Consider the following 24,880-nt stretch of genomic DNA (forward strand, 5'->3'; position numbering starts at 1 on the left):
CCCCATTCGTTGCGTCCCTGAAGGCAACAGAAGAACACCCCCCGCGGCCCGACGGCGCGCGGCAGGAGACACGATTGTGCGCTTCATGATCATCCGCAGGGCGGACAAGGACACGGAAGCCGGCGTGCTCCCGGACGAGAAGCTGCTGGCCGCCATGGGCGCCTACAACGAGGAGATGGTGAAGGCGGGCGTGATGCTCCAGGGCGAGGGCCTGCACCCCAGCAGCAAGGGCGCCCGCGTGAAGTTCACGAACGGCAAACCGGCCATCGTCGACGGTCCCTTCACGGAGACGAAGGAGCTCATCGCCGGCTTCACCCTCATCCAGGTGAAGTCGCGGGCGGAGGCCCTGGAGTGGCTCAAGCGCTGGCCGTCCATGGACGCGGGCGGCAACGTGGAGCTGGAGCTGCGGCAGGTCTTCGAGGACGACGACTTCGGCGCCGAGTTCACGCCCGAGCTGCGAGAGCAGGAAGCGCGCATCCGCGAGCAGGCCGCGAAGAACATCCGCTAGTCGCGATGGCGCCTCCGCGTGACATAGGCTGCCGCGCTTCCAGGGCCGGAGCGAAGGCAGGTGCAGCGATGTTCCAGCGGATGGTGCTGCTGTGCGCGGTGTGTCTCATGGCGTGCGGAGGCAAGCGGATGCCCACGGGGCCGGGCTCGCCTCCGGCCCGGCTCGATGACGGCTGGGCCGTGGCCTCCTTCGAGGACACTGGCATTCAGCGCCCGTGGTTCGACGCGCTGGAGCACGACGTGTCCGAAGGCACGGTGGAGGCGCCGGACGCGGTGCTCGTCGCGCGCGGGGGCCAGCTCGTTTACGAGCGCTACTGGAACGACTTCACGCGGGAGAAGGCGCACGACCTGAGGTCCGCCACGAAGAGCGTCACGTCGCTGCTGGTGGGCATGGCGCACGAGCGCGGCCTGCTGCCGGACCTGGACGCGCCCGTGCTCCCGCTCCTGCCGCACCTGGCGCCGGTGAAGAACGCGGATCCGCGCAAGGAGCGCATCACGCTGCGCCACCTGCTCCAGATGCGCTCCGGGCTGTCGTGCGACGACTGGGACCCCGAGTCCCCCGGCAACGAAGAGCGGATGTACGACACGGATGACTGGGCCCGCTTCATCGTGGACGTGCCCATGCGGGACGAGCCCGGCACCGTGACGCGCTACTGCACGGGCGGCGTGGTGCTGCTGGGCGCCGTGCTGGAGCACGTCAGCGGACGCTCCATCACGGACCTGTCGCGCGAGTGGCTGTTCACGCCGATGCAGGTCCAGGACGTCACCTGGCAGCCCGCGGGCAAGAAGGGCACGGACACTGGAGGCCACCTGCGCCTGCGTCCGCGCGACTTCCTCAAGGTGGGGCAGCTCATGCTCGACGGCGGCGTGTGGCAGGGCGAGCGCCGCGTCTCCGAGGCGTGGGTGGCGGAGTCCGGCAAGGCGCTGGGGCCGCTGGGCGACGCGAACTACGGGCTCCTGTGGTGGAGCGCCCGCTTCGTCATCCAGGGCACGCCGGTGGAGGTGTCCTTCGCGCGGGGCAATGGCGGGCAGTACGTCTTCGTCGCCCCTTCGCTGGGCGTCACCGCGGCCTTCACCGGCAGCTACTATAATGATGCGGGCTCGGCGCTCCCCCTGGCCCTGTTCGGACAGTACGTGCTGCCGGCGGCGCTCGGGCTGGAGCGGCCGGGGGCTCGGGGCGGCTGAGCCGCCAGGTCTCGTGTCCTCCGCCAGACTGTGGAGGTCCGGAACTCATCTGGATTCCGACGAGGCGGTTCGCTTCTTGGATGACCGCGCGCTGACGGGTGGGCAACGTCCGCCCCGGCATGGCCACTCCGAAAGCACCTCGCACCCGCAAGCCTCCCGACCCCTCCGGCTTCGTCCGCGTTCGGGGCGCCCGCGAACACAACCTGAAGCACGTGGACGTGGACATCCCTCGCGACGCGCTGGTGGTCTTCACCGGCGTGTCCGGCTCCGGCAAGTCGTCGCTGGCGTTCGGGACGCTCTACGCGGAGGCGCAGCGGCGCTACTTCGAATCCGTGGCCCCGTACGCCCGGCGCCTGATTGATCAGGTGGGCGTGCCGGAAGTGGACTCCATCGACGGGCTGCCCCCGGCGGTGGCGCTCCAGCAGCACCGGGGCGCGCCGACATCGCGCTCGTCGGTGGGCAGCGTGACGACCCTGTCGAACTCCGTGCGCATGCTGTACTCGCGCGCGGGCAACTACCCGCCGAAGCTGGAGCGGCTGGACTCGGATGCGTTCTCCCCGAACACACCCGCGGGTGCGTGCCCCAAGTGCCACGGCATCGGCCGCGTGTTCGAGGTCACCGAGCGCTCCATGGTGCCGGATGACTCCTTGAGCATCCGCGAGCGCGCCGTCGCCGCATGGCCGCCCGCGTGGCATGGCCAGAACCTGCGCGACATCCTGGTGACGCTCGGGTACGACATCGACAAGCCCTGGCGCGACCTGCCGAAGAAGGACCGCCAGTGGATCCTCTTCACCGACGAGCAGCCCACGGTCCCCGTCTACGCGGGCTTCACCTCCGCGGAGGTAAAGCGGGCCATGGCCCGCAAGGAGACCCCCAGCTACATGGGCACCTTCACGGGCGCGAAGCGCTACGTGATGACCACCTTCGCGACAACGCAGAGCGCGATGATGAAGAAGCGCGTCGCCCGGTACATGGTCGCCAGCGACTGCTCGCTGTGCGAGGGCAAGCGCCTGAAGCGCGAGTCCCTGTCGGTGACGTTCGCGGGCCGCGACATCGGCGAGCTGTCCCGCATGCCGCTGGAGCAGGTCGCGGAGCTGATCAAACCCACGGCGGAAGGGAAGGGGAAGGACGCGGACGTCATGGCCCGCGAACACCCGGAGAAGCTCATCGTCGCCCAGCGCATCACCAAGGACCTGCTCGCGCGCATCCAGGTGCTGACGGACCTGGGCCTGGGCTACCTGTCGCTGGAGCGCAGCACGCCCACGCTGTCACCGGGTGAGTTGCAGCGGCTGCGGCTGGCCACGCAGGTGCGCTCCAACCTCTTCGGCGTGGTGTACGTGATGGACGAACCGTCCGCCGGCCTGCACCCCGCGGACACGGAGTCGCTGCTCACGGCGTTGGATCGGCTGAAGGAGGCGGGCAACTCGCTGTTCGTGGTGGAGCACGAGGTGGACGTCATCCGCCACGCGGATTGGATCGTCGACGTGGGCCCCGCCGCCGGTGAGCACGGCGGACGCGTGCTCTACAGCGGGGTGCCGGAGGGACTGGCGAAGGTGGAGGCGTCCCGGACGCGGCGCTACCTCTTCGAGGAGGAGGCCCTGCGCCGCCGCGAACCCCGGAAGCCCACGGGGCGGCTGCGCCTGGAAGGCGTGAGGCGCAACAACCTGCGCGGCCTGGACGTGGACTTCCCCCTGGGCGTCTTCACCACGGTGACGGGCGTGTCTGGCTCCGGCAAGTCCAGCCTGGTGAGCCAGGCGCTGGTGGAACTGGTGGCGGGAAGACTGGGCCAGACGCTTGCGCCGGAAGAGGAGGAGGGCGAGCCGCTGGACCGCGAGCCGGTGATGGCGAGCGAGGGACATATCAAGGAAGGGATGGATGCCATCCGCCGGCTGGTGACGGTGGACCAGAAGCCCATCGGCCGCACGCCGCGCTCCAACCTGGCGACGTACACGGGCCTCTTCGACCACGTGCGCAAGCTGTTCGCGGCGACGCCCCTTTCGAAGTCGCGCAAGTACGGAGCGGGGCGCTTCTCCTTCAACACGGCGGGAGGCCGCTGCGACACGTGCGAGGGCGAGGGCTTCGTGAGCGTGGAGCTGCTCTTCCTGCCCAGCGTGTACGCGCCGTGCCCCACGTGCCACGGCACCCGCTACAACGCGAAGACGCTGGAGGTGCGCTACCGCGAGAAGAACATCGCGGACGTGCTGGGGCTGACGGTGGACGGCGCCTTAGACTTCTTCACCGAGGAGCCGCCGCTCCAGCGAGCGCTCAAGGTGCTGCGCGACGTGGGCCTGGGCTACCTGCGCCTGGGCCAGCCCGCGACGGAGCTCTCCGGAGGTGAAGCCCAGCGCATCAAGCTGGCCACGGAGCTGCAGCGCACCCAACACGGCGACACGCTCTACGTGCTGGACGAACCCACCACGGGCCTGCACCCGGCGGACGTGGACAAGCTGATGACGCAGCTGGAAGGACTGGTGGATGCGGGCAACACGGTCATCGTCGTGGAGCACGACCTGCGCGTCGTCGCCGCCAGCGACCACGTCATCGACGTGGGGCCCGGCGCGGGCAACGCCGGAGGCCGCGTGGTGGCGCAGGGCACGCCGGAGCAGGTGGCGAAGGTGAAGGAGAGCCGCACCGCTCCGTACCTGGCGCGAACGCTCGGGTGACGGAGCGGTGGGACGGCGGGGATGGGTTCAGTCCTCGCCGCCGCTCCGGCCGCCGTGACGGTCGTGGTCGTCGTCGTCCTCGCCGCCGTTGCGGTCGTGGTCGTCGAACGCGTCGATGGACTTCTGGAGGTTGTTCTCCAGCTGCGACCGGGCGCTGGACTCGCGCGGGTCAAGGCGCTTGCCGTCCTTGTCGGTGAACCAGCCGCTCGGGTCGATGTTGAAGGTCACGTTCTGGTCGTCGCCCTCGGCGATTTCGAAGCTCACCTCGCGCTCCTGCTCCACGCGGAGGCTGGAGACGAACTGGAAGGGCTCGCCGTCGATGTGGCCGTCGATGATGAGGGACGCGCCCTGCTCAGCCAGCTCCTTCAACGCGGTCGGGGCGGTCGCGGGGTCGACCTTGCCGATGTCGAATTCGATCTCGTCGTAGGTGCCGACGTCCACGGAGATGTCCTGCAGGCGCACCATCTGGCCGTCCAGCGCCGTGCCGGACAGGTCGATGAGGAAGGGCCCCGTGCGCTGCTTGAACTCGGACTTGTCGTCATCGCTCCCGGCGTCGGAGTCGTCGTCGGAGCGGTCGTCATGGTGGCCTTCGCGCTTGAGCTCCAGCTCGCGCACCGACAGCCGCACGCGCTCTACGGTGATGCCATTGGAGAGCGCCAGCCGCTGGCTGGACGTGCGCGTCAGGGCCGAGCCCGTGACCGCGCTCCCCATCCGCGTGCTCAACCCCACCGAGGACGTGCTGTTGCCGCACGCGGACAGCCACATGAGGGACGCGAACAGACCGATGAAACGACGCATGACGTGTGTCTCCTGGTTCCGTGGGGGATGACGGGCCCGTGGACTCGCACCGGCCGTGCGATGTCCGCCCGTCATCCCTTCCGCTGAAGGAAAGGAGTCCGGCCGCGAAAAACGGCCACGGGCCGGGGTTTTCCGCGCGGATTTCCGGAGGGAGGCCTGGGGAATCGGCCGGGCGTACGTGGCCGGAAAAGCCCCCCGTGACTCCTTCCTCAGGGACGGTTACTGAACAGGGGTCATGGCTTGCATCCTCTCACCTGGACCGGCATCGCCTCGGGGGCCCTGCCCCGGCACGCGGTCGTCGCGCGCGTGCGCGGAGCGGGCGGGGAGGGCGTCGTGACGGAGCAGGAGCTGGCGGACTGCATCCGCCGGGCTGCGAGGGGTGATCAGTCCGCGTGCGGTCAGCTCTACCATCGCTTCCACGGGGCCGTGCGCCGCGTGGCCCAGGGCTCGGGCGTCCTGGGCACCGCGGAGGTGGAGGACGCCGTGCAGGAGACGTTCGTGCGCGCCTTCCGCGAGCTGCCCCGGCTCCAGCATCCGCGCGCGTTCAGCGGCTGGCTGCTGACCATCGCGCGGCATCACGCCTACGCGCTCAGCCGTGGCGCGAAGGCCCGGGCCCGCGTGGAGGAGGACCTGGCGCGCGAACTGGACACCGTCGCGCCCGCGCTGCCTCCGTCGTTGACGCTGGAGCGCCGCGTGGCCGTGGTGCGCGCGCTCATCGAAGGACTGCCCGAGGGCCCGGAGAAGGAGACCGTCCGCCTCTTCTATTTGGAGGGCGAGCTGAGCGCGCGGGAGATCGCCGACCGGCTGGGGCTGGGCAAGAGCGCGGTGACGATGCGACTGGAGCGCTTCCGGGCCCGCGTGAAACGCGAGCTGCTGGCGCGGCTGCTGGCCGCGGAGGTGGGCTGAACCATGGGCGCGAGCGACAGACATCTGGACGTGGAGTCCGCGAAGCAGCTCGAACGACGCGAGCCCGAAGCGGTGCGCTACTTCGCCGAGCACCTCTCGCATCCGTGTGAGACGTGCGAGGCGTTCCTCGCGCGCGACGACGCGGAGCCCGGTGCGCTTCCGGGTTTGAACGCGCTGGCGGACGAAGCGCTCGTCGCGGCCTCGGACCGTCCCGTCCGGGAGGATGCGGTCGGTTGGGCACGCGTGCGCCGGAAGCAGCGCGCGCCCCAGCGGGCATGGCTGACCGGCGGACTGGGAGCGGTGGCCGCCGCGGTCCTCCTTGCGCTCTTGGTGCGTCCGGGGACCGGAGGGCCGGGCAGTGTGGAGCCGCCCTCGCAGCGCATCAAGGGCACCGCGCCGCTCGCGCTGGAGATCACCGGTGCTGCGCGATTGCCGGATGGTGAAGTGCGCGCGGTCGCCGCGGACGCGCTGCTTCCGCCCGAAGCCGTGGTGCTCCTGCGCTACCACGCCAGTGAGTCCGCGGACGCACTGCTGGTGCGCGAAGCCCCTGGTGTGCCGCCGCAGGTGCTGGGCCGCCATGTGTTGACGCCGGGAACGCACGACCTGCGTGATGGCGAGGACCTGGCGGGCGTGTCCCTGGAGGACGAGCGTGGACCCGTGACGCTGGTGTTGGTCGCCTGGCCGCACGGTGAACAGGGGAACGCCGCACTGGAGGCGGTGCGCGTCAGCGGACAGGTGCCACCGGACGCGGCCCAGGCCCGCCTTCGCTTGAAGGTGGAGTCGGGGCATGCTGCTCCCTGAGGAGCCGCGCGTGTCCCGCCTGCTGTTCATCCCCGTGGTGCTGGCGCTGGTGGTGCTCGGCGCGTGCCGCTCCGTGGAGTCGCGGGAGAAGGGCCGTGCGGTGCGGGTGCGCCTGGACGATGGCGTGCTGGCGTCGGCGCAGGAGGGTGAGCGGCACGCGCTGCTCATCGGCATCTCCGCGTACACGGACCCCGCATGGAACGGGCTGCGCTACGCGGCGAAAGACGCGGACGACCTGGGCCGAGTGCTGGCGGATCCGGCGCGCGGAGGCTTCCGCTCCGTGACGGTGCTCACGAGGCCGGAGCAGACGACGCGCACGTCGGTGCTCGCCGCGCTCCAGGCGCTGGAGGCGCGTCCCTGGCGGCCCCAGGACACGGTGGTCGTGTACGTGTCTGGGCACGGCTCGCTGGCGCGCGACGCGAGGGGCGAACTGCAGCGCTATCTGGTGACGTCCGACACCCGCTACCGCGACGTGGCCGGCACGGGCCTGGACATGGCCACGCTGGAACAGTCGCTGGAGCGGTTGGGCTCGCGGCGGCGAGTGCTGGTGCTGGCCACCTGTCACAGCGGCACGGGCAAGTCGCTGCTGCCGCCGGAGGTCCGCGACGAGCTCGCGCACACCAAGGCGTCCTTCCTGCCGCAGCCATTGGAGGCCGCGAGCCGCGCCTCGCTGGTGTTGTCCGCCAGCGATTGGGGTGAGGCCGCGCGAGAGGACGACGCGCTGGCCAATGACATCTACACGCACTTCCTCATCCAGGCGCTCGACGGAAGTGGCGACCGCAATCGCGACGGCGCGGTGAGCGCCACCGAAGCCCACGACTGGGCCCGCCGCAACACCTGGGCCTATACGGAAGGGCGCCAGCGTCCCAGCGCGCAGATTCTGGAAGTGGGCGCGGATCCGGTGCTGCTGTCCGGCTCCTTGCAGCGGCCAGGGCAGCCAGAGGTCTTCTCCTACAGCGCGAGGCTGGAGGGCTTCACGCTCAAGGTGGATGGCCACGACGCGGGCGAGCTGCCCGGTGGCGTGGTGGTGCCAGAGGGCCGGCGGAAGCTGGAGCTGCGCAAGGGCGGCCAGGTGTTGTGGGAGGACACCGTGGCGCTGCGCTCCGGCGAGCGGCGCGAACTGGAGGCGTTCCTGCGTCCCATGGCGGACGGGCCCAAGCGCACGGTGACGCTGGGCGGAGGCGTGCTCGGCTTCCTGGATGGACAGAGCCGCGAGCAGGTGCTGCCGGCGTCGGCGCAGGGGGGCGTGGGACTGGGCTGGGAGGGTGTGCTCCTGGACGGGAAGCTGGACCTCTGGGTGGACGTGGCGGCGGGGCAGGGGCGTCAGTCGCTGCGGTTGGATCCAGGCGGCGACGTGCCGGTGCGGCACCGCACGCTACTCGTGGGCGTGGCGGTGGGGCCCACGTGGACGTGGGGCCGACTGGGCCTGTCCACCGGTCCTCGCGTGGCCGGACTGTGGTTGCAGCGCTCCTTCCAGTTGGAGCTGCTGGACCGGAACGAGCAGTACGTCACGGCCTGGCCGGGATGGATGGCCGCGCTGTCATTCCGCTTCAGCCCGGCGTGGATGGTGGAAGCGCGCGCACAGGCGTTGTGGGCCTACGTCCCGGTGGACGGACAGACGCGCACGGTGGGCTTTGGAGGCCTGATGCTGGCCGGAGGGTACCGCTTCTGATGCGAGCCAGGACATGCGGCAGGGCGCTGGTGTTGGCGCTCGTGGGCTGTGGCGGTTTCGACAACGGGGACCTGCGCACGGGCACCGTGCGAGGCCGCGTGCTGGGCGCGGAGTCCGGCGTGGCGCGCGTCAGCGTGATGGGCCATTCGGAGCTGCGAGCGACGGTGGCCGCGGACGGCCGCTTCGAACTGAGCGGCGTGCCGGCGGTGTCGCTGGAGCTGTACGTGGTCGCCTCACGCACGCAGGCAGCGAGGACGCCCGTGATGGCACAGGGCGCTCGGGTCACCGACGTGGGCGACATCCAGGCGAGGCCCGGGGCCTTCCTCACCGTGAGGGTGCGGGACGAGCAGGGCGCCATCCCGCCCGACGTCGAGGTGGAACTGCGAGGCACGGGAGAAGACCGCGCGAAGGTCGACACGAGCAGCGGCGAGGTCCGCCTGGGACCGCTGCCTGCGGGCTGCTACGCGCTGGAGGTCAAGGCCGACGACCTGGAGGACGTGGAGACGGAGGTCTGCGTCCGTGAGGGCGAGGAGCGTGTTCAGCCCATCACGCTGCCTGCGGATGACGATGGCGGCGGAGACGACGACGGCGGCAGCGACGACCACGGCGGCGGGCGGGACGGCGGCTGAATCGTCACTTCAGGTCAGTGACCCGCAGCGAATCGAGGAAGGCTTCGCCCTCGGGGAACGGGTCGTCCTCGGGGGAAACGACCTGAAGGAAGACGAGGCTTGTCCCCGCGACGAGCCAACGATCGCAGAGTCTTTCTCCGATGCCGTCCGGCATCTCCTCGGGCGGGCCAATCCACTCTGCGCCGACCATGCGCCACTCCCATCCGTACCAGGGCGCGGGTAGCCGGGTGAGCTCGTTCTCTGGGACGCCATAGCGCTGGATCAGCGCCATCCGGAGTTGCTCGCGCTTGTCTTCGGGCGAGGTTTCGGGAGCGTAGACATCGGTGCTCCAGTCCATATGGAAATGCCTGCCCGAGTTCGTGTGGCTCCACGAGCAATGGACGCCGATCAAGGGTCGGGGCTCATCAAATTTGAGGAGGAGGTCGTCGCCGGCCTTGTAGTTCCAGCACCTGGCATTTGGCCCTGTGCGGGGCGGTTCCGTCTCGCCCTGCGGCACCCGAGGCGCCACGACGCTCACCCCGGGAGCCGGCTCCCAGCGGACCAGCTCCTGAGGCAGCGGCCACTGCGGCCGGGCAGGAGCAGCCGTCCGCCCCGTCGCACAGGCCATGCATGCGAGCGCGAGCAGACTCGGAACGTAGCGGTTCAACCGGGTCATGAAGATAGGGTACACCCCGGTCCGTGAAGTCCCTGCCTCCCTCTCGCCCCTCGAAGGTGATGACGTGAACGACCGACTCCTGCGCACGGCGCGCCGCCAGCCCACCGACACCACCCCCGTGTGGCTGATGCGTCAGGCGGGCCGCTACCTGCCCGAGTACCGCGCCATCCGCGGCAACATCGCGTTCCTGGACCTCTGCAAGAACCCGGACCTGGCCGCGGAAGTGACCGTCCAGCCCATCACCCGCCTGGGCGTGGACGCCGCCATCATCTTCTCCGACATCCTCATCCCCGTGGAGGCCATGGGCATCCACCTGGAGCTGGGCGACAAGGGCCCCCACTTCCCCAACCCGCTGCGCACGCCCGCGGACATCGACAAGCTCGGCGTCCCCGACCCCGTGGAAGGCACCGGCTTCGTCGCTGAAGCCATCCGCCGCACGCGCAAGGCCATCAACGACTCCGTGCCCGTCATCGGCTTCGCGGGCGCGCCCTTCACCCTGGCCGCGTACATGGTCGAGGGCGGCGGCTCCAAGAGCTACATCCAGATCAAGCGCCTGCTCTTCGAGCAGCCCGAAGTCGCCCACCGCCTCTTCCGGAAGCTCACCGACACCCTCATCCCGTACCTCAAGATGCAGGTGGAGGCCGGCGCGAAGATTGTTCAAATCTTCGACTCCTGGGGCGGCGAGCTGTCCCCCTGGGACTTCGAACGCTTCAGCCTCCCGTACCTCACCGAGATGGTGACGGAGCTCAAGGCCACCGGCGTCCCCGTCATCCTCTTCGGCGTGAACATGACCCCGCACCTGCCGCTCCTGAAGCGCACCGGCGCGGACGTCATCGGCCTGGACTGGCGCTGCCCCGTGGACGAGGGCCGCCGCATCCTCGGGCCGGACGTGGCGACCCAGGGCAACCTGGATCCGCTCCACCTCTTCCTCCCTCGCGAGGAGCTGGACGGTCGTGTGAAGGACATCCTCCGCCGCGCCGGCCCCACCGGGCACATCTTCAACCTGGGCCACGGCATCCTCCCGCCCACCGACCCGGACGCCGCGAAGTTCCTCGTGGAGGCCGTCCACAAGCACGGCGCCGCCCTCCGCCAGGGCACGCTCGGCTGAACAATCCCCCGCCCGGCCGACTGGCGAGCAGTTGACTCAAGAATCAATCCGACATTGACGCGGTGCATTGCCCGCCGTTAGAAGCGCCTCACTCGTTTCACAGAGGGTGAGGCACACATGGCAAGCGAGAAGCGCAACGGCCACCGGCGGGTGGCCATCGTTCGCGGACTGCGGACGCCGTTCGCGAAGGCGGGCACCGTCTTCGCGAACCTGACGGCGCTGGACCTGGGCCGGATGGTGGTCCAGGAGCTGGTGCAGCGCAGCGACCTGGACCCCAACGAAATCAACCAGGTCGTCTTCGGACAGGTCATCCCCACGCTGACCGCGCCGTCCATCGCGCGCGAAGTCGTGCTGGCGGCGGGCCTGCCCAAGCGCATTGACGCCTTCACGGTGGCGCGCGCCTGCGCCACGTCCATCCAGTCCATGGTGGCGGGCGCCAACGCCATCGCGCTGGGCGACGCGGACGTCGTCATCACCGGAGGCACCGAGTCCCTGTCGGACGCGCCCATCTTCACCAGCCGCCCGCTGGCGCACGCGCTCGCCGCGTCGTCCAAGGGCAAGAGCCTTCCGGACAAGCTCAAGCCCTTCCAGAAGCTCAAGGCCAAGGACCTCATCCCCGTGCCCCCCGCCATCGCCGAGTACTCCACCGGCGAGACCATGGGTGAGAGCGCGGAGAAGATGGCCAAGGAGAACGGCATCACCCGCGAGGAGCAGGACCTCATCGCGTTCAACTCGCACCAGAACGCGGCCCGCGCGTGGAAGGAGGGCCTGTTCGACGGCGAGGTGATGCACGTCACCGTGCCGCCGAAGTACGAGCAGACCGCCACGAAGGACAACATCGTGCGCGACGACACCAGCCTGGAGGCGCTCTCCAAGCTCAAACCGGTGTTCGACCGCCGCTATGGAAGCGTCACCGCCGGCAACGCGTCCCCGCTGACGGACGGCGCCGCGGCGCTGCTGCTGATGAGCGAGGAGAAGGCGAAGGCGCTGGGCTACGAGCCGCTGGGCTTCCTTCGCTCGCACGCCTTTGCCGCCACCGACCCGGGCGACCAGCTGCTCCAGGGCCCGGCGTACGCAGCGCCCGTGGCGCTCAAGCGCGCAGGGATGAAGCTGGCGGACATCGACCTGGTGGAGATGCACGAGGCCTTCGCCGCGCAGGTGGCGAGCAACCTCCAGGCGCTGGCGTCCAAGGAGTTCGCGAAGAAGGCGGGCTTCAACGCGCCGGTGGGCGAGGTGGACCGGTCCATCCTGAACGTGACGGGCGGCTCCATCTCCATCGGGCACCCCTTCGGTGCCACGGGCGCGCGCATCATCACGCAGGCCCTGAATGAGCTGAAGCGTCGGAACAAGAACACGGTGTTGTGCACCGTCTGCGCCGCGGGTGGCCTGGGCGCCGCGGTCATCCTGGAGCGTGCGTGATGGCGACCAAGCAAGAGGCAGTCGAAGCGAAGCAGGGCTTGAGCTACGACGTCACGAACGGCGTCGCGGTCATCACCGTGGACCAGCCGGGCGCGCCGGTGAACACGCTGTCCCCAGACGTGGGCGCCGCGTTCTCCGACCTGCTCCTTCAGGCGGAGCGGGACCCGGAGGTGAAGGCCGTCGTCTTCATCTCCGGCAAGAAGGACAACTTCGTCGCCGGCGCGAACATCGACTTCCTGCAGACCCTCAAGTCCCCGGCGGACGTGGAGGCCATCAGCCGCGCCGCGCACGCGGAGTTCGACCGGCTGGAGGCCTTCTCCAAGCCCGTGGTCGCGGCCATCCACGGCGCGTGTCTGGGCGGCGGTCTGGAGTGGGCGCTCGCGTGCCACTACCGCATCGTCACGGACAGCCCCAAGTCGGTGGTGGGCCTGCCGGAGACGCAGCTGGGCCTCATCCCCGGGGCCGGCGGCACGCAGCGGCTGCCCGCGCTGATTGGCGCGGAGGCCGCGCTGGACCTCATCCTCACTGGCAAGAACGTCAAGCCGTCCAAGGCGAAGAAGCTGGGCGTCGTGGATGAAGTCGTGCCGGTGCCCATGCTCAAGGACCTCGCGCTCAAGCGCGCGGCGGAGCTGGCCGCGGGCACGCTGAAGGTGGAGCGTTCGCACCAGGGCTTCAAGGCCGTGGCCCAGAGCAGCAAGAAGAAGGGCATCGCCGGCCTCTTCCAGGGGCTCATCAACAAGGACCTCTGGAAGGAAGCTGCGCTGGAGGACAACCCGCTCGGCCGCAAGGTGATGTTCGACCAGGCGAAGAAGCAGCTCCTGAAGAAGACGCGCGGCAAGTACCCCGCGCAGGAGAAGGCGCTGCAGGTCATCCGCGTGGGCCTGGAGTCCGGCCGCAAGGCGGGCCTGGAGGCGGAGGCGAAGGCCTTTGGCGAGCTGGTGTTCACGGACGTGTCGCGGCGCCTGGTGGAAATCTTCTTCGCCACCACGGCGCTGAAGAAGGAGAACGGCACCTCCAACCCCAACCTGAAGCCGCGCGAGGTGAAGAAGGTGGGCGTGCTGGGCGGCGGCCTCATGGGTGGCGGCATCGCCTACGTGGCTGGCGTGCTCCAGGGCGTACCCGTGCGCGTGAAGGACCGGGACGACGCGGGCGCGGGCCGCGCGCTCAAGCAGGTGCAGACGGTGCTGGATGAGCGCGTGAAGCGCCGCTCGCTCACGCGGCTCGAGTCGAACGCGAAGCTGTCCAACATCACCGCGGGCACGGACTACAGCGGCTTCAAGTCGGTGGACCTGATCATCGAAGCGGTCTTCGAGGACCTGAAGCTCAAGCACCAGGTCATCGCGGAGGTGGAGGCCGTCACCGGCGAGAACACCATCTTCGCGTCCAACACCTCCAGCCTGCCCATTGGCGAGCTGGCGAAGGGCAGCAATCGCCCCTCGCAGGTGATTGGCATGCACTACTTCAGCCCGGTCCACAAAATGCCGCTGCTGGAGATCATCACGCACCCGGGCACGGCGGAGTGGGTGACGGCCACCTGCGTGGACGTGGGCAAGAAGCAGGGCAAGACGGTCATCGTCGTCAACGACGGGCCGGGCTTCTACACGTCGCGCATCCTCGCGCCGTACATGAACGAGGCGGCGTACCTGCTGGCGGAAGGCGCGGACATCGTCCAGCTGGACAAGGCGCTGGTGGACTTCGGCTTCCCGGTGGGGCCCATCACGCTCTTGGACGAGGTGGGCATCGACGTGGCCCAGAAGGTGGGGCCCATCATGGAGGCCGCGTTCGGCAAGCGCATGGTGGCGCCCAAGGCGCTGGCGGGAGTGGTGTCCGACGGCCGCCTGGGCCGCAAGACGAACAAGGGCTTCTACCTGTACGAGAACGGGAAGAAGAAGGAGGTGGACCCGCAGGTCTACCTGCTCCTGCCGCACGGCAAGGACCGCAAGTCCCTGGACCCCGCGGAGATGGCGGAACGCGTCGCGCTGCAGATGGTGAACGAGGCCATCCGCTGCCTGGGTGAAGGCATCCTGCGCAGCCCGCGCGACGGCGACGTGGGCGCCATCTTCGGCCTGGGCTTCCCGCCGTTCCTGGGCGGCCCGTTCCGGTACGCGGACGCCCTGGGCCCGGCCAACCTGCTGCGCAAGCTGGAGCACTACCAGGACAAGTACGGAGAGCGCTTCACGCCCGCGCCGCTGCTGGTGGAGAAGGTGCGCGCCAACAAGGGCTTCTACGAGTCCTGAGCACGTGACGCACCGGGCGGTGAGGGGACCTCAAACGGTTTTCTCCCTGTTTCCGGGCCTGACTTGACGCGAGGGGCGGTTCTGGACCAAGGGGCATGCCCTACATGGTCCGTTCCGCTCCTCGTGTTGTTCTGACCGCCGGGCTCGCGGCCCTGGTGGTGTGCACCGCGTTGGTAGCGGTGTCCTCAATGGTGTTCCCGCAGGGCTACAGCCCCGCGAGGCTGACGTGGCCGGGCGCCCCCATCCTCCTGGGCTGGACGCACTTCGACGCCGGTTGGTACGCGCACATCGCGACGGCGGGCTACAGCTACACGCCCGGCCAGCAGAGCCCGGTGGCGTTCTTCCCGCTGTACCCCCTGGTGCTGCGCGGGCTGGGCCTGCTGTCCATGGACACGTTCCTCGCGGGCGTGCTCGTCACCATGCTGTGCGGCCTGGGCGCGCTGTACGTCTTCACGCTGTGGGCGCGCACGCGGGCGGATGAGGAGGCGGCGAGGAACGCGGGGCTGCTCTTGGCGTTCTATCCGTTCGCGTTCTTCCTCTACGGGGCCATGTATTCGGACGCGCTGTTCCTCCTGCTGATCATCGGGGCGTTCCTGCTCCTGGAGCGGGGGCAGCTGGGGTGGGCGGTGTTGCTCGCGGCGGTGGCCACGGCGGCGCGGCCGGTGGCGCCCGCGCTGGTGGTGGGCCTGCTGGCGCGGCGGCTGGAGTGGAAGCACGAGCGCGGCCTGAAGTGGAGCCTGATGGACCTGCTGCCGGTGTTCGCGGCGGCGGGCTTCGTGCTGTACGTGCTCTACCAGTGGAAGGCGTTCGGCGAACCGTTCGCGTTCGTGAAGGTGCAGTCCGCGCCGGGGTGGGACCAGAAGCCGGGCTGGCGCACGTGGGCGAAGCTGCGCTGGTTCCAGGGCTTCAGCCGGGAGATGTCGCTGTCGGACGGCTTCAGGCTGATGGGGCACGCGGCCGTCACGGTGGGGGCGCTCGCGCTGGTGTGGCCCACGGTGAAGCGGTTGGGGTGGGGCTATGGCGTGTACACGCTGGCCATCGTGGGATTGCCCGCACTGTCCAGCAAGGACTTCATGGGCATGGGGCGCTACCTGCTGGCCGCCTTCCCGCTGTTCCTCACGTTGGCGTTGCTGCTGCGGGAGAGACCGCGCTTGAGGTGGGGAGTGCTCGCCACGAGCGCCTGCGTGATGCTGGCGCTGACGGCGGCCTTCGGAGCGGCGGAGTACGTGTCATGAGCGGACGGATGGGGCGAGCGCTGGCGCGAGCCGCAGCCCCGAGCGCGGAGGCCGCGTCATGAGCGGGCTCATGTCCCAGGCGCTGGAGCTCTATGCGCACCTACCCTCGGGCGAGCGCTTCCACGTGCACGCGCGGGCGTCCTCGGCTCCCTTGCTCGCGGTGGCGTCGCGTCTGCCCGCCGGGACGGTGGCGGACATCGGCTGCGGGCACGGCCTCCTGTCCGCGGTGATGGCGCTCGCGGTGCCGGAGCGACGGGTCCTCGGAGTGGACCTGGACGAGCGCAAGGTGCACTGGGCGAAGCAGGCCCTGTCGGGGCTGCCCAACGTGTCGCTGGACGTGGGCTCCGTGGAAGAGCTCGCGAGGACGCAGCCGCATACCCTCGACGCGGTGGTGGTCTGCGACGTGCTGTACCTGCTGCCCGATGAGCGGTGGCCCGGCTTCCTCCGGTCCGTGCGCGGCCTGCTCAAGCCCGGAGGCCGCTTCCTCCTGAAGGAAGTCGAAGGCGACCGCTCCTGGAAGCACGCGAAGGCGCTCGCGCAGGAGTGGGTGATGGTCTCGCTCCTGGGGCGCACCAAGGCCAGCGGCGGCATGGTGCTCAAGCCGCGAGTCGACGGCGTGCGGCTCCTGCGCGACGCAGGCTTCGAGGTGCGTGAAGTCGTGGGCCTGGGCGCGGGCTACACGACGCCGCACCTGCTCTACGACGCCGAGGCCCGCTGAAGAAGCCCACGCGTGCGTGGCGGGCCACCTCCAAGCCTGTCCGACAGTCGGACAGGTTTCCGCGGCTCGTCAGCCCAGCTCGCCGTAGTTCGCGAGCGTGATGCCCCGCTCCACGAGCTTCGCCTTCACGCGGGGACTGGTGAGCGCGGCCAGCTCCGCCTCCCAGCCATAGGTCCACGCCGGATCCTCCGGCACATGCGGAGCACCCTCACCGGGGTGGCACCCCAGCTCGAAGTCTCCCGCCGGCAGCGAGTCCAGCACCGAGAGCAGCGCGGACTCATCCAGCCGGCCCGCCTCGAATACGCCGCCCGCGCTCACCCGCCGCACGCCCGGCCGGGCCCGAGGAGCCGTCCGCGCCAGCACCGCGAGCACCGTCGTCTTCAACGCCGGCCCGGGAGCCCGAAGCCACGACGCGCGCGGCAGCGCATCCGGCCACCGCAGGGGAAGGCCCTCGCGCGCGGCGATGCCCTCCACCACCGACCGCACCCCCGGCAACAGGTGCAGGTGCTGGTGCCCGTCCAGGTGATCCACCTGCGCGCCCAGCTCCCGAGCGCGGGAGAGCTGCGCGGACAGCTCCCGCTCCAGCTCTTCTCTCCGTACCCGCCCCGTCACCCACGCCTTCGCGAACCCCGCCCAGTTGCCCCGCAGCCGCCCGCCCGGCGCCACCGTCCGCACGGCCTCAGCGGGAGCCGCGCAGGGAAGCCGCGTGGACAGCGCCAGGTGCACACCCACCGCCAGCCCCTGCGCCTTCGCCAATCCCACGGCCTCCGCGGCGGAGGGCCCCATGGCCAGCAGCGTCGCGCTGGTCACGATGCCCTCGCGGTGCGCCTTGAGGATGCCCGCGTCCAGTGACGGATGCAGGCCCAGGTCGTCCGCGTTGACGATGAGGCGGGTGCGCGACGCCATGTGCGGCCTACCCACGCCCCGCGTGGCCCGGCACCGAACGCAATTGCTGCACGGACGGAGGCAGGCGCACCGGCTTGACCGGCGGTGACGGCGAGCGCGTCTCCGGGTACAGCGCCACCAGCTCCTTCACCATCTTCAAGATGACCGACGGCGACGCCAGCGTGGAGATGCCGCGCGTGCGCGGGAAGTAGTCCACGCCCATCTGGAACACGCGGAAGCCCTTGCGGATGGCCTTCACCACCAGCTCCGCGTCGATGAACGAGCCCTGGCTCCGGAGCTCCATCGACTCCAGCACCTGGCGGCGCATCAGCTTGAAGCTGAAGTTCACGTCCTTGATCTGGATGTCGAACAGCGCCCGGATGAGCACGTTGTAGACGAACGAGTACACGATGCGCTTCGCGCCCTCGCTCGTGCGGTCGAACCGGAAGGCGCAGATCATGTCCGCCTCCAGGTAGTTCATCAGGTGCAGCGCCCGCTCCAACTCGCGCATGTCCCACGGCAGGTCGATGTCCGAGTACAGCACCAGGTCCTTCGTGCTCGCCGCCAGCCCCGTGCGCATCGCTCCGCCCAGCTTCAGGTTCACGGGGTGGGTGATGACCCTTAGCTGAGGCACCTTCGCCGCCAGCGCGTCGCAGACCTCCTGGGTCCGGTCCGTGGAGGCGTCATTGACCACGATGATTTCGAAGTCGTCGGTGAGCTTCGGTAGCACTTCCAGTGCGCGGCTCACCGCGCGCTCCACGTAGTCCTCTTCGTTCCAAGCGGGGAAGAAGAGGCTGATGCTCGGGTACTTGGCCACGGTCGTCATGTCGCGCGCGTTCCGTCCGGAAGGAAACGCGCGCTCGCTAGCAGAGCCCCTACCCACAGGCAAACCCATTGGCCCTTCTTGTGGGAAACCCCTATAGTACCGCCTAGTCATCATTTTATGGGGACACGGTGAAAACCCAGCCCTACACGCTTCTGGTCGTGGACGATTCGCAGGCACTGCTGCCTCAGTTGGTGCGCACGCTCGGCCCGGAGGACTTCGCGCTCCGTGTGGCTCGCTCCGGGCCGGAGGCGCTCGGGCTGACCCAGGAGGTAGACGGCGTCTTGCTCTGCTCCGGCGGCCTCGACGAGGCCCAGGCTCAGGGCCTCCTGGAGGCCCTCTCCCCACCGCAACCGGGGCCCCAACCCGCCGTGGTGGTCCTGGCCCCCCCGGAAGACCGGGCCTTGCGCCTGGCCGCGCTGCGCAGGGGGGCTGAGGTAATTCTGACCCCATGGGACGACGAAGAGCTGCGTTTGAGGCTCTACCGGAGCCTGGAAGCGCACTCCCGGTTGAGGTCACTTCACTCCCAGGTCGAGGAACTGCGGCGCCTGGCGGTGACGGACGGCCTGACCCAGGTGCACAACCACCGTTACTTCCAGGAGCGCCTGCGCGAGGAGTTCCGCCGCTCGCAGCGCTACGACGAGAGCCTCTCTCTCATCCTGGTGGACCTGGACCACTTCAAGAACATCAACGACGCCCACGGCCACGGCGCCGGAGACCGCGTCCTGAGAGAGGTGGCCGCCTCCCTCCAGCACAGCGTCCGTGAGACGGACCTGGTGGCCCGCTACGGAGGAGAGGAGTTCGCCATCCTCCTGCCGTGCACCCACCTGCCCGGCGCCCTCACCGTGGCGGAGAGAATCCGCAAGGGAATCAACGAGTTGCACGCCGGTCCGGAGGGTGCCCTGCGCGTCACCGCGTCCCTGGGCGTCTCCAGCTTCCCCCACCGCGCCATCCTCGCCCCGGAGCAGCTGCTGCTCACCGCCGACGAGGCCCTCTACCGCGCCAAGCGGGAGGGTCGCGACCGCATCTGTCTGCACCCTCCCGCCCCCCTGTTTTCCGCGCCGCCCTCCCGCGCTGGCTGACCCAGCGGGTCAAAAACCCTGAGTCGGGTTTGACCCCATTGGGTGTCATGGGTCTATGATGACCTTGCCCCTTTTTGTCATGTCACTGAAAAAGGGCGTGATTGCCGGGGTTTATCCAAATCTCCGGTTTGGCAAGGCCATTGCAAATGTCGAACTCCGGAAAGTCCATGGGAACCCTCGGAGCTCAAGCGCAGGCGCAGGACCCGGTCGCCCGTGGGCGGCTGCTGCTCGTGGACGACGAGGAGAACATCCTCAAGTCCATCCGGCGGGTGCTGCGCCGCGGTGAGTGGGACATCGAGACGGCGACGGACGCCGAAGCGGGCCTGCGCACGCTGGAGCGGTTCCAGCCGGAGGTCGTCATCTCCGACTTCCGCATGCCGGGGATGAACGGGGTGGAGTTCCTCACCCAGGTGAAGCTCCAGGCGCCGCGCGCCCAGCGCATCATGCTGACGGGGCAGGCGGATCAGCAGGCCATCGAAGAGGCCATCAACCGCTCCGAAATCTTCCGCTTCATCTCCAAGCCCTGGAACGACAGCCACCTGGTCCTCACGGTGAAGAGCGCCTTCGAGCAGTACGCGCTCCACGCGGAGAACGACCGGCTCTACCGCGTCACCCAGGAGCAGAACGCGGAGCTCAAGCACCTCAACGCGGACCTGGAGGAGCGCGTCGCGCTGCGCACGCGCCTGCTCTCCACGGCCAAGCGCGAGTGGGAGCTGTCCTTCGACTGCATGGAGACGCCGCTCGCGGTGGTGCGCGCGCGGGACTTCGCGGTGCGCCGGGCCAACGTGGCCTACGCGCAGGTGGCCCGCCGCTCCATCGAAGAAGTGCCTTCCGACGTCCCCTGCCACCAGTACCTCTTCGGCCGGGACACGCCGTGCACGGGTTGCCCGCTGCCCTCCGCCATGGAGACGGGCAAGGGCGCGCGCGGGGAAGTGCAGCAGGGCGGGCGCAGCTACGTGGTGGCCGCGTATCCCTTCGCCGGTGACGACCGCGCGGTGTGCACCTACCGAGACGTCACGGAGGAGCAGGCCATGACGCGCCGGCTCATCGAGACGGAGAAGATGGCCGCGGTGGGCCAGCTCGCGGGCGGCGTGGCGCACGAAATCAACAACCCGCTGGGCGGCATCCTCGCCTTCGCGCAGCTGATGTCCCGCGACGCGGGCCGCAGCGAGAGCGACCTGGAGTCGCTGAAGCTGATTGAAGAGAGCGCGCTGCGCTGCAAGCGCATCGTGGAGAGCCTGCTGAAGTTCAGCCGGCACAGCCGCGTGGAGGACCGCCGCCTCTTTGATTTGTCCAAGTGCGTGGAGGACGCCGCGGTGCTCTTCCGCGCGCAGCTCAAGTCCATGCCCAAGGTGGAGCTGAAGCTGGGCCTCAAGGACGGGCTGCCCAAGGTGTACGGCGACCCTGGGACGCTCGCGCAGGTGGTGCTCAACCTGCTGCAGAACGGCCTGCAAGCGCTTCCCCACGCCGAAGGGCGCCTGTCCCTGGAGACGGGGCGCGAGGGCGACCGGACGTTCTTCGCGGTGAGGGACACCGGCTCGGGCATCGAAGAGCGTCACCTGCCGCGCATCTTCGAGCCGTCCTTCACCACCAAGCCGCCCGGCGAGGGCACCGGCCTGGGGCTGTCCATCGCCTATCGCATCGTCCAGGACCACGGGGGCACCTTCCACGTGGACACCCACGTGGGTCAGGGCTCCCGCTTCATCGTCTACCTGCCTATTCCCCTGCAGCTCGAGAGGTTGCCGTGAACCAAGTCAAGCGCGCCAAGGTCCTCGTTGTGGATGACGACTCCGTCGTCCTCAAGGCCGTCACCCAGATCCTCCAGCGGGAAGGACACCCGGTCGTCGCCATCGACGACGCGGTGGAGGGGCTCGCGGCGGCGAAGGATCCGTCCATCGACGTGGTCGTGCTCGACATCAAGATGCCGCACCTGTCCGGCATGGACCTGCTGCGCGCCATCAAGGCGGACCGCCCGGACGTGGAGGTCATCATGATGACGGCCTTCGCCACCGTGGAGACGGCGGTGGAGGCGGTGAAGGCGGGCGCGTACGACTACCTCACCAAGCCCTTCGAGAACATCGACGAGGTCAGCCTCACGGTGGCCAAGGCCGCCGAGCGCAAGGCGCTGAAGGACCGCACCCGCGCGCTGGAGGAGGCGCTCACCGCGCGCAGCCAGTTCGAGGACCTCATCGGCCAGTCCTCGCAGATGCGCGCCGTGTTCAAGCTGGTGGAGACGGTCAGCCACTCCACCGCCACGGTGCTCATCCAGGGTGAGAGCGGCACGGGCAAGGAGCTGGTTGCCCGCGCCATCCACTACCGCAGCGCGCGCCGCGACAAGCCCTTCGTGGCCGTCAACTGTTCGGCCCTGACGGAGACGCTGCTGGAAAGTGAGCTCTTCGGCCACGTGAAGGGCAGCTTCACCGGCGCCACCGGCAACAAGAAGGGCCTCTTCGAGGCGGCCGACGGCGGCACCATCTTCCTGGATGAAATTGGCGACGTGCCCCCGGCCACCCAGGTGCGCCTCTTGCGCGTCCTGCAGGAGGGTGAAGTCAAGCGCGTGGGCGCCAACGAGCCCGTGAAGGTGGACGTGCGCGTCATCGCCGCCACGCACGTGGACCTGTCCCGCGCGAAGGAGCAGGGCAAGTTCCGCGAGGACCTCTTCTATCGCCTCAACGTCATCACCATCGACCTGCCACCCCTGCGCGACCGCCCGGAGGACGTGCCGCTGCTCGCGCACCACTTCCTCAAGGTCTACGCCTCCAAGGCGGACAAGAAGGTCTCCGGCATCAGCCCGCGCGCCATGGAGGCGCTCACCTGCAACCGGTGGACGGGCAACGTGCGCGAACTGGAGAACGTCATCGAGCGCGCGGTGGTGCTGACGGCCAACGACGTCATCGACGTGGAGGACCTGCCGCCCGGCTTCCAGGCCGCGCCCCAGGCCGACTCGGCGGTGGAGGTGTTCAGCCTGGCGCACCTGCCGTACGCCCAGGCCAAGCGCCTGGCCATGCGCGCCTTCGAGCGCCGCTACCTGTCCGCGCTGCTGGAGAAGAACAACCACAACGTGTCCAGCGCGGCGCGCGCGGCCGGCGTGGACCGCTCCAACTTCCGTCGTCTGCTCAAGCAGTACGAAGTGGCCGGCCGCAGCATGAAGCCACGCTCGCCCAAGGGCCCGGACTCGGACAGCGGCCCGGGCCCCGTCCTGGAAGCGGTGTCCTGACGGGGCCCTTCGGGGAGTGACGGCGCTTCAGCCGTCCTCCCCGGGCTCGCGCTCGCTGCGACGCGCGGCGAGCTGCTGCTGGATGGTTTCGTAGCGCTCGGACAGCTCCGCCTCGAAGCCGTTGCGCGTCGGGGTGTAGAAGCAGCGGGAGCGCAGCGCTTCGGGCAGGTAGTCCTCCGGGACGTAGTTGCCCTCGAAGTTGTGCGGGTACTTGTACCCGCCGCCGTAGCCCAGCGACTTCATCAGCTTGGTGGGCGCGTTGCGCAGGTGCATGGGCACCGGCAGCGCGCCTTCCTTCGTCACGGCCTCGCGCACGGCCGCGTACGCGGCGATGACGGCGTTCGACTTGGGCGCGAGCGCCAGGTACGTCACGGCCTGGGTGAGGGGCAGGGTGCCCTCCGGAAGTCCCATGAGCTGGAAGGCCCTCAGCGCGTCCACCGCCACGCCGAGCGCGCGCGGGTCCGCGTTGCCCACGTCTTCCGACGCGAAGATGACCATGCGGCGGAAGATGAAGACGGGGTCCTCGCCCGCCTCCAGCATGCGCGTCATCCAGTACAGCGCGGCGTCCACGTCGCTGCCGCGCATGGATTTGATGAACGCGCTGACGACGTTGTAGTGCTCCTCGCCGCCCTTGTCGTAGAGCAGCATCTTCTGCTGGAGCGCCTCCTCCGCCACCTTGCGGTCCACCGCCGTGCGGCCGTACGCCGCCGCGGCCTCCAGCGCGGTGAGGGCCTTGCGCGCGTCGCCGCCCGCCGCGTCCGCGATGAACTCCAGCGCCGCGTCGTCCACGGCCACCTTGCCGCCCAGCCCCCGAGGGTCCGCGACGGCGTGGCGCATGACGGCGATGAGCTCCTCCTGCTCCAGCCCGCGCAGGGTGATGACGCGGCAGCGCGACAGGAGCGCGGCGTTCACCTCGAAGGACGGGTTCTCCGTGGTGGCGCCAATCAGCGTGACGGTGCCCTTCTCCACGTGGGGCAGGAGCGCGTCCTGCTGCGACTTGTTGAAGCGGTGGATTTCGTCGATGAAGAGCAGCGTGCGCTGGCGGTTCAGCTTCCAGCGGTCCTGCGCCCGAGCCACCGTCTCGCGGATGTCCTTCACGCCCGCGAGCACGGCGGACATGGTCTCGAAGGAGGCGCCGGTGGAGCGCGCGACGAGCTGGGCGAGCGTCGTCTTGCCGGTGCCGGGCGGGCCCCAGAGGATGAGGCTGGGCACCTGGTCGCTCTCCAGCGCGCGGCGCAGGAAGCGGCCCTCTCCGGTGAGGTGTTCCTGTCCCAGGTACTCGCTGAGCGAGGTGGGGCGCATGCGCTCGGCGAGCGGCGCCAGGACGGCCTGTTCCTTCTGGCTGGCGTGGTCGAAGAGGTCCATGGGGCCCCCAAACCTAGCGTCCCGGCCGCCCTGCCGCGCCCCCTTGTGATGTCCGGCGCCGGGCAGGTGCGTCATTTTCCTGCGGAGGACGGTTGGCCGGCTGGACTAGAACCCGGGGGGCGTGCAGACCCTCGTCATCGTCGCGAAGCGTGACACCCCGCAGGCTGTCGCCCTGGCGGCGGAAATCCAGCAGCGCCACCCGAACCTGACGGTGCTGGCGGACCGTGCCCTGGCGCATGCGCTGAACTGGCCACGAATTGAAGACCGCGAGCTGGCGGCCCGAGCGGACCTGGTGGTGGTGCTGGGCGGTGACGGCACGCTCATCTACGCGGCGCGCCTGTTGGGCGGACGCAACGTGCCCATCATCGGTGTCAACCTGGGCAGCCTGGGCTTCATGACGGAAATCTCCGTGGAGGAGCTCTTCATCCGGCTGGATGACGTGCTGGCGGGGAACTTCCACGTGGACTCGCGGATGAAGCTGTCCTGCCGGCTGTTGCGCGGGGGCAAGGTCCTCATCGAGGACGAAATCCTCAACGACGTGGTCATCAACAAGGGCGCGCTCGCGCGCATCGCGGACCACGAGACGTCCATCGACGGGGTGCCCATCACCACGTACAAGTCGGACGGCGTCATCCTGGCCACGCCCACCGGCTCCACGGCGTACTCGCTGTCCGCGGGCGGCCCCATCGTGCACCCGTCGGTGGACTGCACCATCCTGTCGCCCATCTGCTCCCACGCGCTGACCCAGCGGGCCATCGTGGTGCCGGCGGACCGCACCATTCGCGTGACGCTGAAGAGCGAGACAGCGGACACGTACCTCACGCTGGACGGGCAGACGGGCCACTCGCTCCAGGGCGGGGACTGCATTGAAGTGGTGCGCTCGCCCAACCGCGTGGGCCTGGTGCGCAACCCGCGCGTGGCCTTCTTCACCATCCTCCGGCAGAAGCTCCACTGGGGCGAGCGCTGAGCCTCCGG

At 69.5% G+C, this 24,880-nt stretch carries 21 protein-coding genes; 16 read left to right on the forward strand and 5 right to left on the reverse strand.

Features of this window, described 5'->3' with window-relative positions:
- Nucleotides 1-76: 76 nt before the first annotated feature.
- The 3 genes from GTZ93_RS18170 (at nucleotide 77) to uvrA (ending at nucleotide 4,355) form a co-directional block, all read left to right on the forward strand.
- Nucleotides 77-508 (forward strand): YciI family protein, encoded by a 432-nt coding sequence (locus GTZ93_RS18170; protein ID WP_120595156.1) that lies wholly within the window; start codon nucleotides 77-79, stop codon nucleotides 506-508.
- 68 nt (nucleotides 509-576) lie between these two features.
- Nucleotides 577-1,692: a serine hydrolase domain-containing protein gene (locus tag GTZ93_RS18175; RefSeq protein ID WP_139920249.1), complete on the forward strand. Its 1,116-nt coding sequence runs from the start codon at nucleotides 577-579 to the stop codon at nucleotides 1,690-1,692.
- Nucleotides 1,693-1,811: 119 nt separating this feature from the next.
- The gene (gene uvrA, locus GTZ93_RS18180; RefSeq protein WP_139920251.1) at nucleotides 1,812-4,355 is read left to right on the forward strand and encodes an excinuclease ABC subunit UvrA; all 2,544 of its coding nucleotides are present in this window, start codon (nucleotides 1,812-1,814) and stop codon (nucleotides 4,353-4,355) included.
- A 27-nt stretch (nucleotides 4,356-4,382) separates the two neighbouring features.
- Here uvrA and GTZ93_RS18185 read toward each other — a convergent pair whose 3' ends face one another.
- Nucleotides 4,383-5,153, reverse strand: a complete 771-nt coding sequence (locus tag GTZ93_RS18185) for a putative periplasmic lipoprotein (protein WP_139920253.1) — start codon at nucleotides 5,151-5,153, stop codon at nucleotides 4,383-4,385.
- 240 nt (nucleotides 5,154-5,393) lie between these two features.
- Between GTZ93_RS18185 and GTZ93_RS18190 the strand changes: the two genes are divergently transcribed.
- From GTZ93_RS18190 to GTZ93_RS18205, 4 genes are read left to right on the forward strand one after another with little or no spacing between them, the layout of a single operon-like run.
- Nucleotides 5,394-6,059: an RNA polymerase sigma factor gene (locus GTZ93_RS18190; RefSeq protein ID WP_257979341.1), complete on the forward strand. Its 666-nt coding sequence runs from the start codon at nucleotides 5,394-5,396 to the stop codon at nucleotides 6,057-6,059.
- A gap of 3 nt (nucleotides 6,060-6,062) precedes the next feature.
- Nucleotides 6,063-6,860 (forward strand): hypothetical protein, encoded by a 798-nt coding sequence (locus GTZ93_RS18195; protein WP_139920255.1) that lies wholly within the window; start codon nucleotides 6,063-6,065, stop codon nucleotides 6,858-6,860.
- Nucleotides 6,847-8,532, forward strand: a complete 1,686-nt coding sequence (locus GTZ93_RS18200; protein ID WP_161662895.1) for a caspase family protein — start codon at nucleotides 6,847-6,849, stop codon at nucleotides 8,530-8,532. Before GTZ93_RS18195 ends, GTZ93_RS18200 begins: the two co-directional genes overlap by 14 nt.
- Nucleotides 8,532-9,161 carry a carboxypeptidase-like regulatory domain-containing protein gene (locus GTZ93_RS18205; protein WP_139922575.1) on the forward strand — a complete coding sequence of 210 codons (630 nt, stop codon included), beginning with the start codon at nucleotides 8,532-8,534 and terminating at the stop codon, nucleotides 9,159-9,161. Before GTZ93_RS18200 ends, GTZ93_RS18205 begins: the two co-directional genes overlap by 1 nt.
- A gap of 4 nt (nucleotides 9,162-9,165) precedes the next feature.
- On the opposite strand, the gene GTZ93_RS18210 is transcribed toward GTZ93_RS18205, so the two are convergent.
- Nucleotides 9,166-9,498, reverse strand: coding sequence for a hypothetical protein (locus GTZ93_RS18210; protein WP_139922578.1), 333 nt, complete (start codon nucleotides 9,496-9,498; stop codon nucleotides 9,166-9,168).
- A gap of 382 nt (nucleotides 9,499-9,880) precedes the next feature.
- Here GTZ93_RS18210 and hemE point away from each other — a divergent pair, with 382 nt between their 5' ends.
- The 5 genes from hemE to GTZ93_RS18235 all read left to right on the forward strand — a co-directional run bounded on the left by hemE (nucleotide 9,881) and on the right by GTZ93_RS18235 (nucleotide 16,533).
- A complete protein-coding gene (hemE, locus tag GTZ93_RS18215) occupies nucleotides 9,881-10,924 on the forward strand; it encodes a uroporphyrinogen decarboxylase (protein ID WP_120563822.1) in 1,044 nt (347 codons plus the stop codon).
- Nucleotides 10,925-11,041: 117 nt separating this feature from the next.
- On the forward strand, nucleotides 11,042-12,343 hold the full coding sequence (fadI, locus tag GTZ93_RS18220) for an acetyl-CoA C-acyltransferase FadI (RefSeq protein ID WP_120563823.1): 1,302 nt from the start codon (nucleotides 11,042-11,044) through the stop codon (nucleotides 12,341-12,343).
- Nucleotides 12,343-14,580: a fatty acid oxidation complex subunit alpha FadJ gene (fadJ, locus tag GTZ93_RS18225; RefSeq protein ID WP_139922602.1), complete on the forward strand. Its 2,238-nt coding sequence runs from the start codon at nucleotides 12,343-12,345 to the stop codon at nucleotides 14,578-14,580. Before fadI ends, fadJ begins: the two co-directional genes overlap by 1 nt.
- Nucleotides 14,581-14,675: 95 nt before the next feature.
- On the forward strand, nucleotides 14,676-15,815 hold the full coding sequence (locus tag GTZ93_RS18230) for a mannosyltransferase family protein (RefSeq protein ID WP_257979480.1): 1,140 nt from the start codon (nucleotides 14,676-14,678) through the stop codon (nucleotides 15,813-15,815).
- Between the two features lie 58 nt (nucleotides 15,816-15,873).
- Nucleotides 15,874-16,533, forward strand: a complete 660-nt coding sequence (locus GTZ93_RS18235) for a class I SAM-dependent methyltransferase (RefSeq protein ID WP_139922605.1) — start codon at nucleotides 15,874-15,876, stop codon at nucleotides 16,531-16,533.
- Nucleotides 16,534-16,602: 69 nt separating this feature from the next.
- Here GTZ93_RS18235 and GTZ93_RS18240 read toward each other — a convergent pair whose 3' ends face one another.
- Both GTZ93_RS18240 and GTZ93_RS18245 read right to left on the reverse strand, forming a co-directional pair.
- Nucleotides 16,603-17,439: a ChbG/HpnK family deacetylase gene (locus GTZ93_RS18240; RefSeq protein ID WP_161662896.1), complete on the reverse strand. Its 837-nt coding sequence runs from the start codon at nucleotides 17,437-17,439 to the stop codon at nucleotides 16,603-16,605.
- A gap of 7 nt (nucleotides 17,440-17,446) precedes the next feature.
- The gene (locus GTZ93_RS18245) at nucleotides 17,447-18,235 is read right to left on the reverse strand and encodes a glycosyltransferase family 2 protein (RefSeq protein WP_139924148.1); all 789 of its coding nucleotides are present in this window, start codon (nucleotides 18,233-18,235) and stop codon (nucleotides 17,447-17,449) included.
- A 137-nt stretch (nucleotides 18,236-18,372) separates the two neighbouring features.
- Between GTZ93_RS18245 and GTZ93_RS18250 the strand changes: the two genes are divergently transcribed.
- The 3 genes from GTZ93_RS18250 (at nucleotide 18,373) to GTZ93_RS18260 (ending at nucleotide 22,540) form a co-directional block, all read left to right on the forward strand.
- Nucleotides 18,373-19,323, forward strand: a complete 951-nt coding sequence (locus GTZ93_RS18250; protein WP_161662897.1) for a GGDEF domain-containing response regulator — start codon at nucleotides 18,373-18,375, stop codon at nucleotides 19,321-19,323.
- A gap of 167 nt (nucleotides 19,324-19,490) precedes the next feature.
- Nucleotides 19,491-21,071: an ATP-binding protein gene (locus GTZ93_RS18255; RefSeq protein WP_139923309.1), complete on the forward strand. Its 1,581-nt coding sequence runs from the start codon at nucleotides 19,491-19,493 to the stop codon at nucleotides 21,069-21,071.
- Nucleotides 21,068-22,540, forward strand: a complete 1,473-nt coding sequence (locus GTZ93_RS18260) for a sigma-54-dependent transcriptional regulator (protein WP_139923311.1) — start codon at nucleotides 21,068-21,070, stop codon at nucleotides 22,538-22,540. The genes GTZ93_RS18255 and GTZ93_RS18260 overlap by 4 nt, the downstream gene beginning before the upstream one ends.
- A 27-nt stretch (nucleotides 22,541-22,567) precedes the next feature.
- Here GTZ93_RS18260 and GTZ93_RS18265 read toward each other — a convergent pair whose 3' ends face one another.
- Nucleotides 22,568-23,905 (reverse strand): replication-associated recombination protein A, encoded by a 1,338-nt coding sequence (locus GTZ93_RS18265; RefSeq protein WP_120579724.1) that lies wholly within the window; start codon nucleotides 23,903-23,905, stop codon nucleotides 22,568-22,570.
- A gap of 121 nt (nucleotides 23,906-24,026) precedes the next feature.
- Between GTZ93_RS18265 and GTZ93_RS18270 the strand changes: the two genes are divergently transcribed.
- Complete coding sequence (locus tag GTZ93_RS18270) at nucleotides 24,027-24,872, forward strand: NAD(+)/NADH kinase (RefSeq protein WP_120579723.1); 846 nt, start codon at nucleotides 24,027-24,029, stop codon at nucleotides 24,870-24,872.
- The last annotated feature ends 8 nt before the right edge of the window (nucleotides 24,873-24,880 follow it).

The organism is Corallococcus exiguus, from assembly GCF_009909105.1.
GTDB classification, from domain to species: Bacteria; Myxococcota; Myxococcia; order Myxococcales; family Myxococcaceae; genus Corallococcus; species Corallococcus exiguus.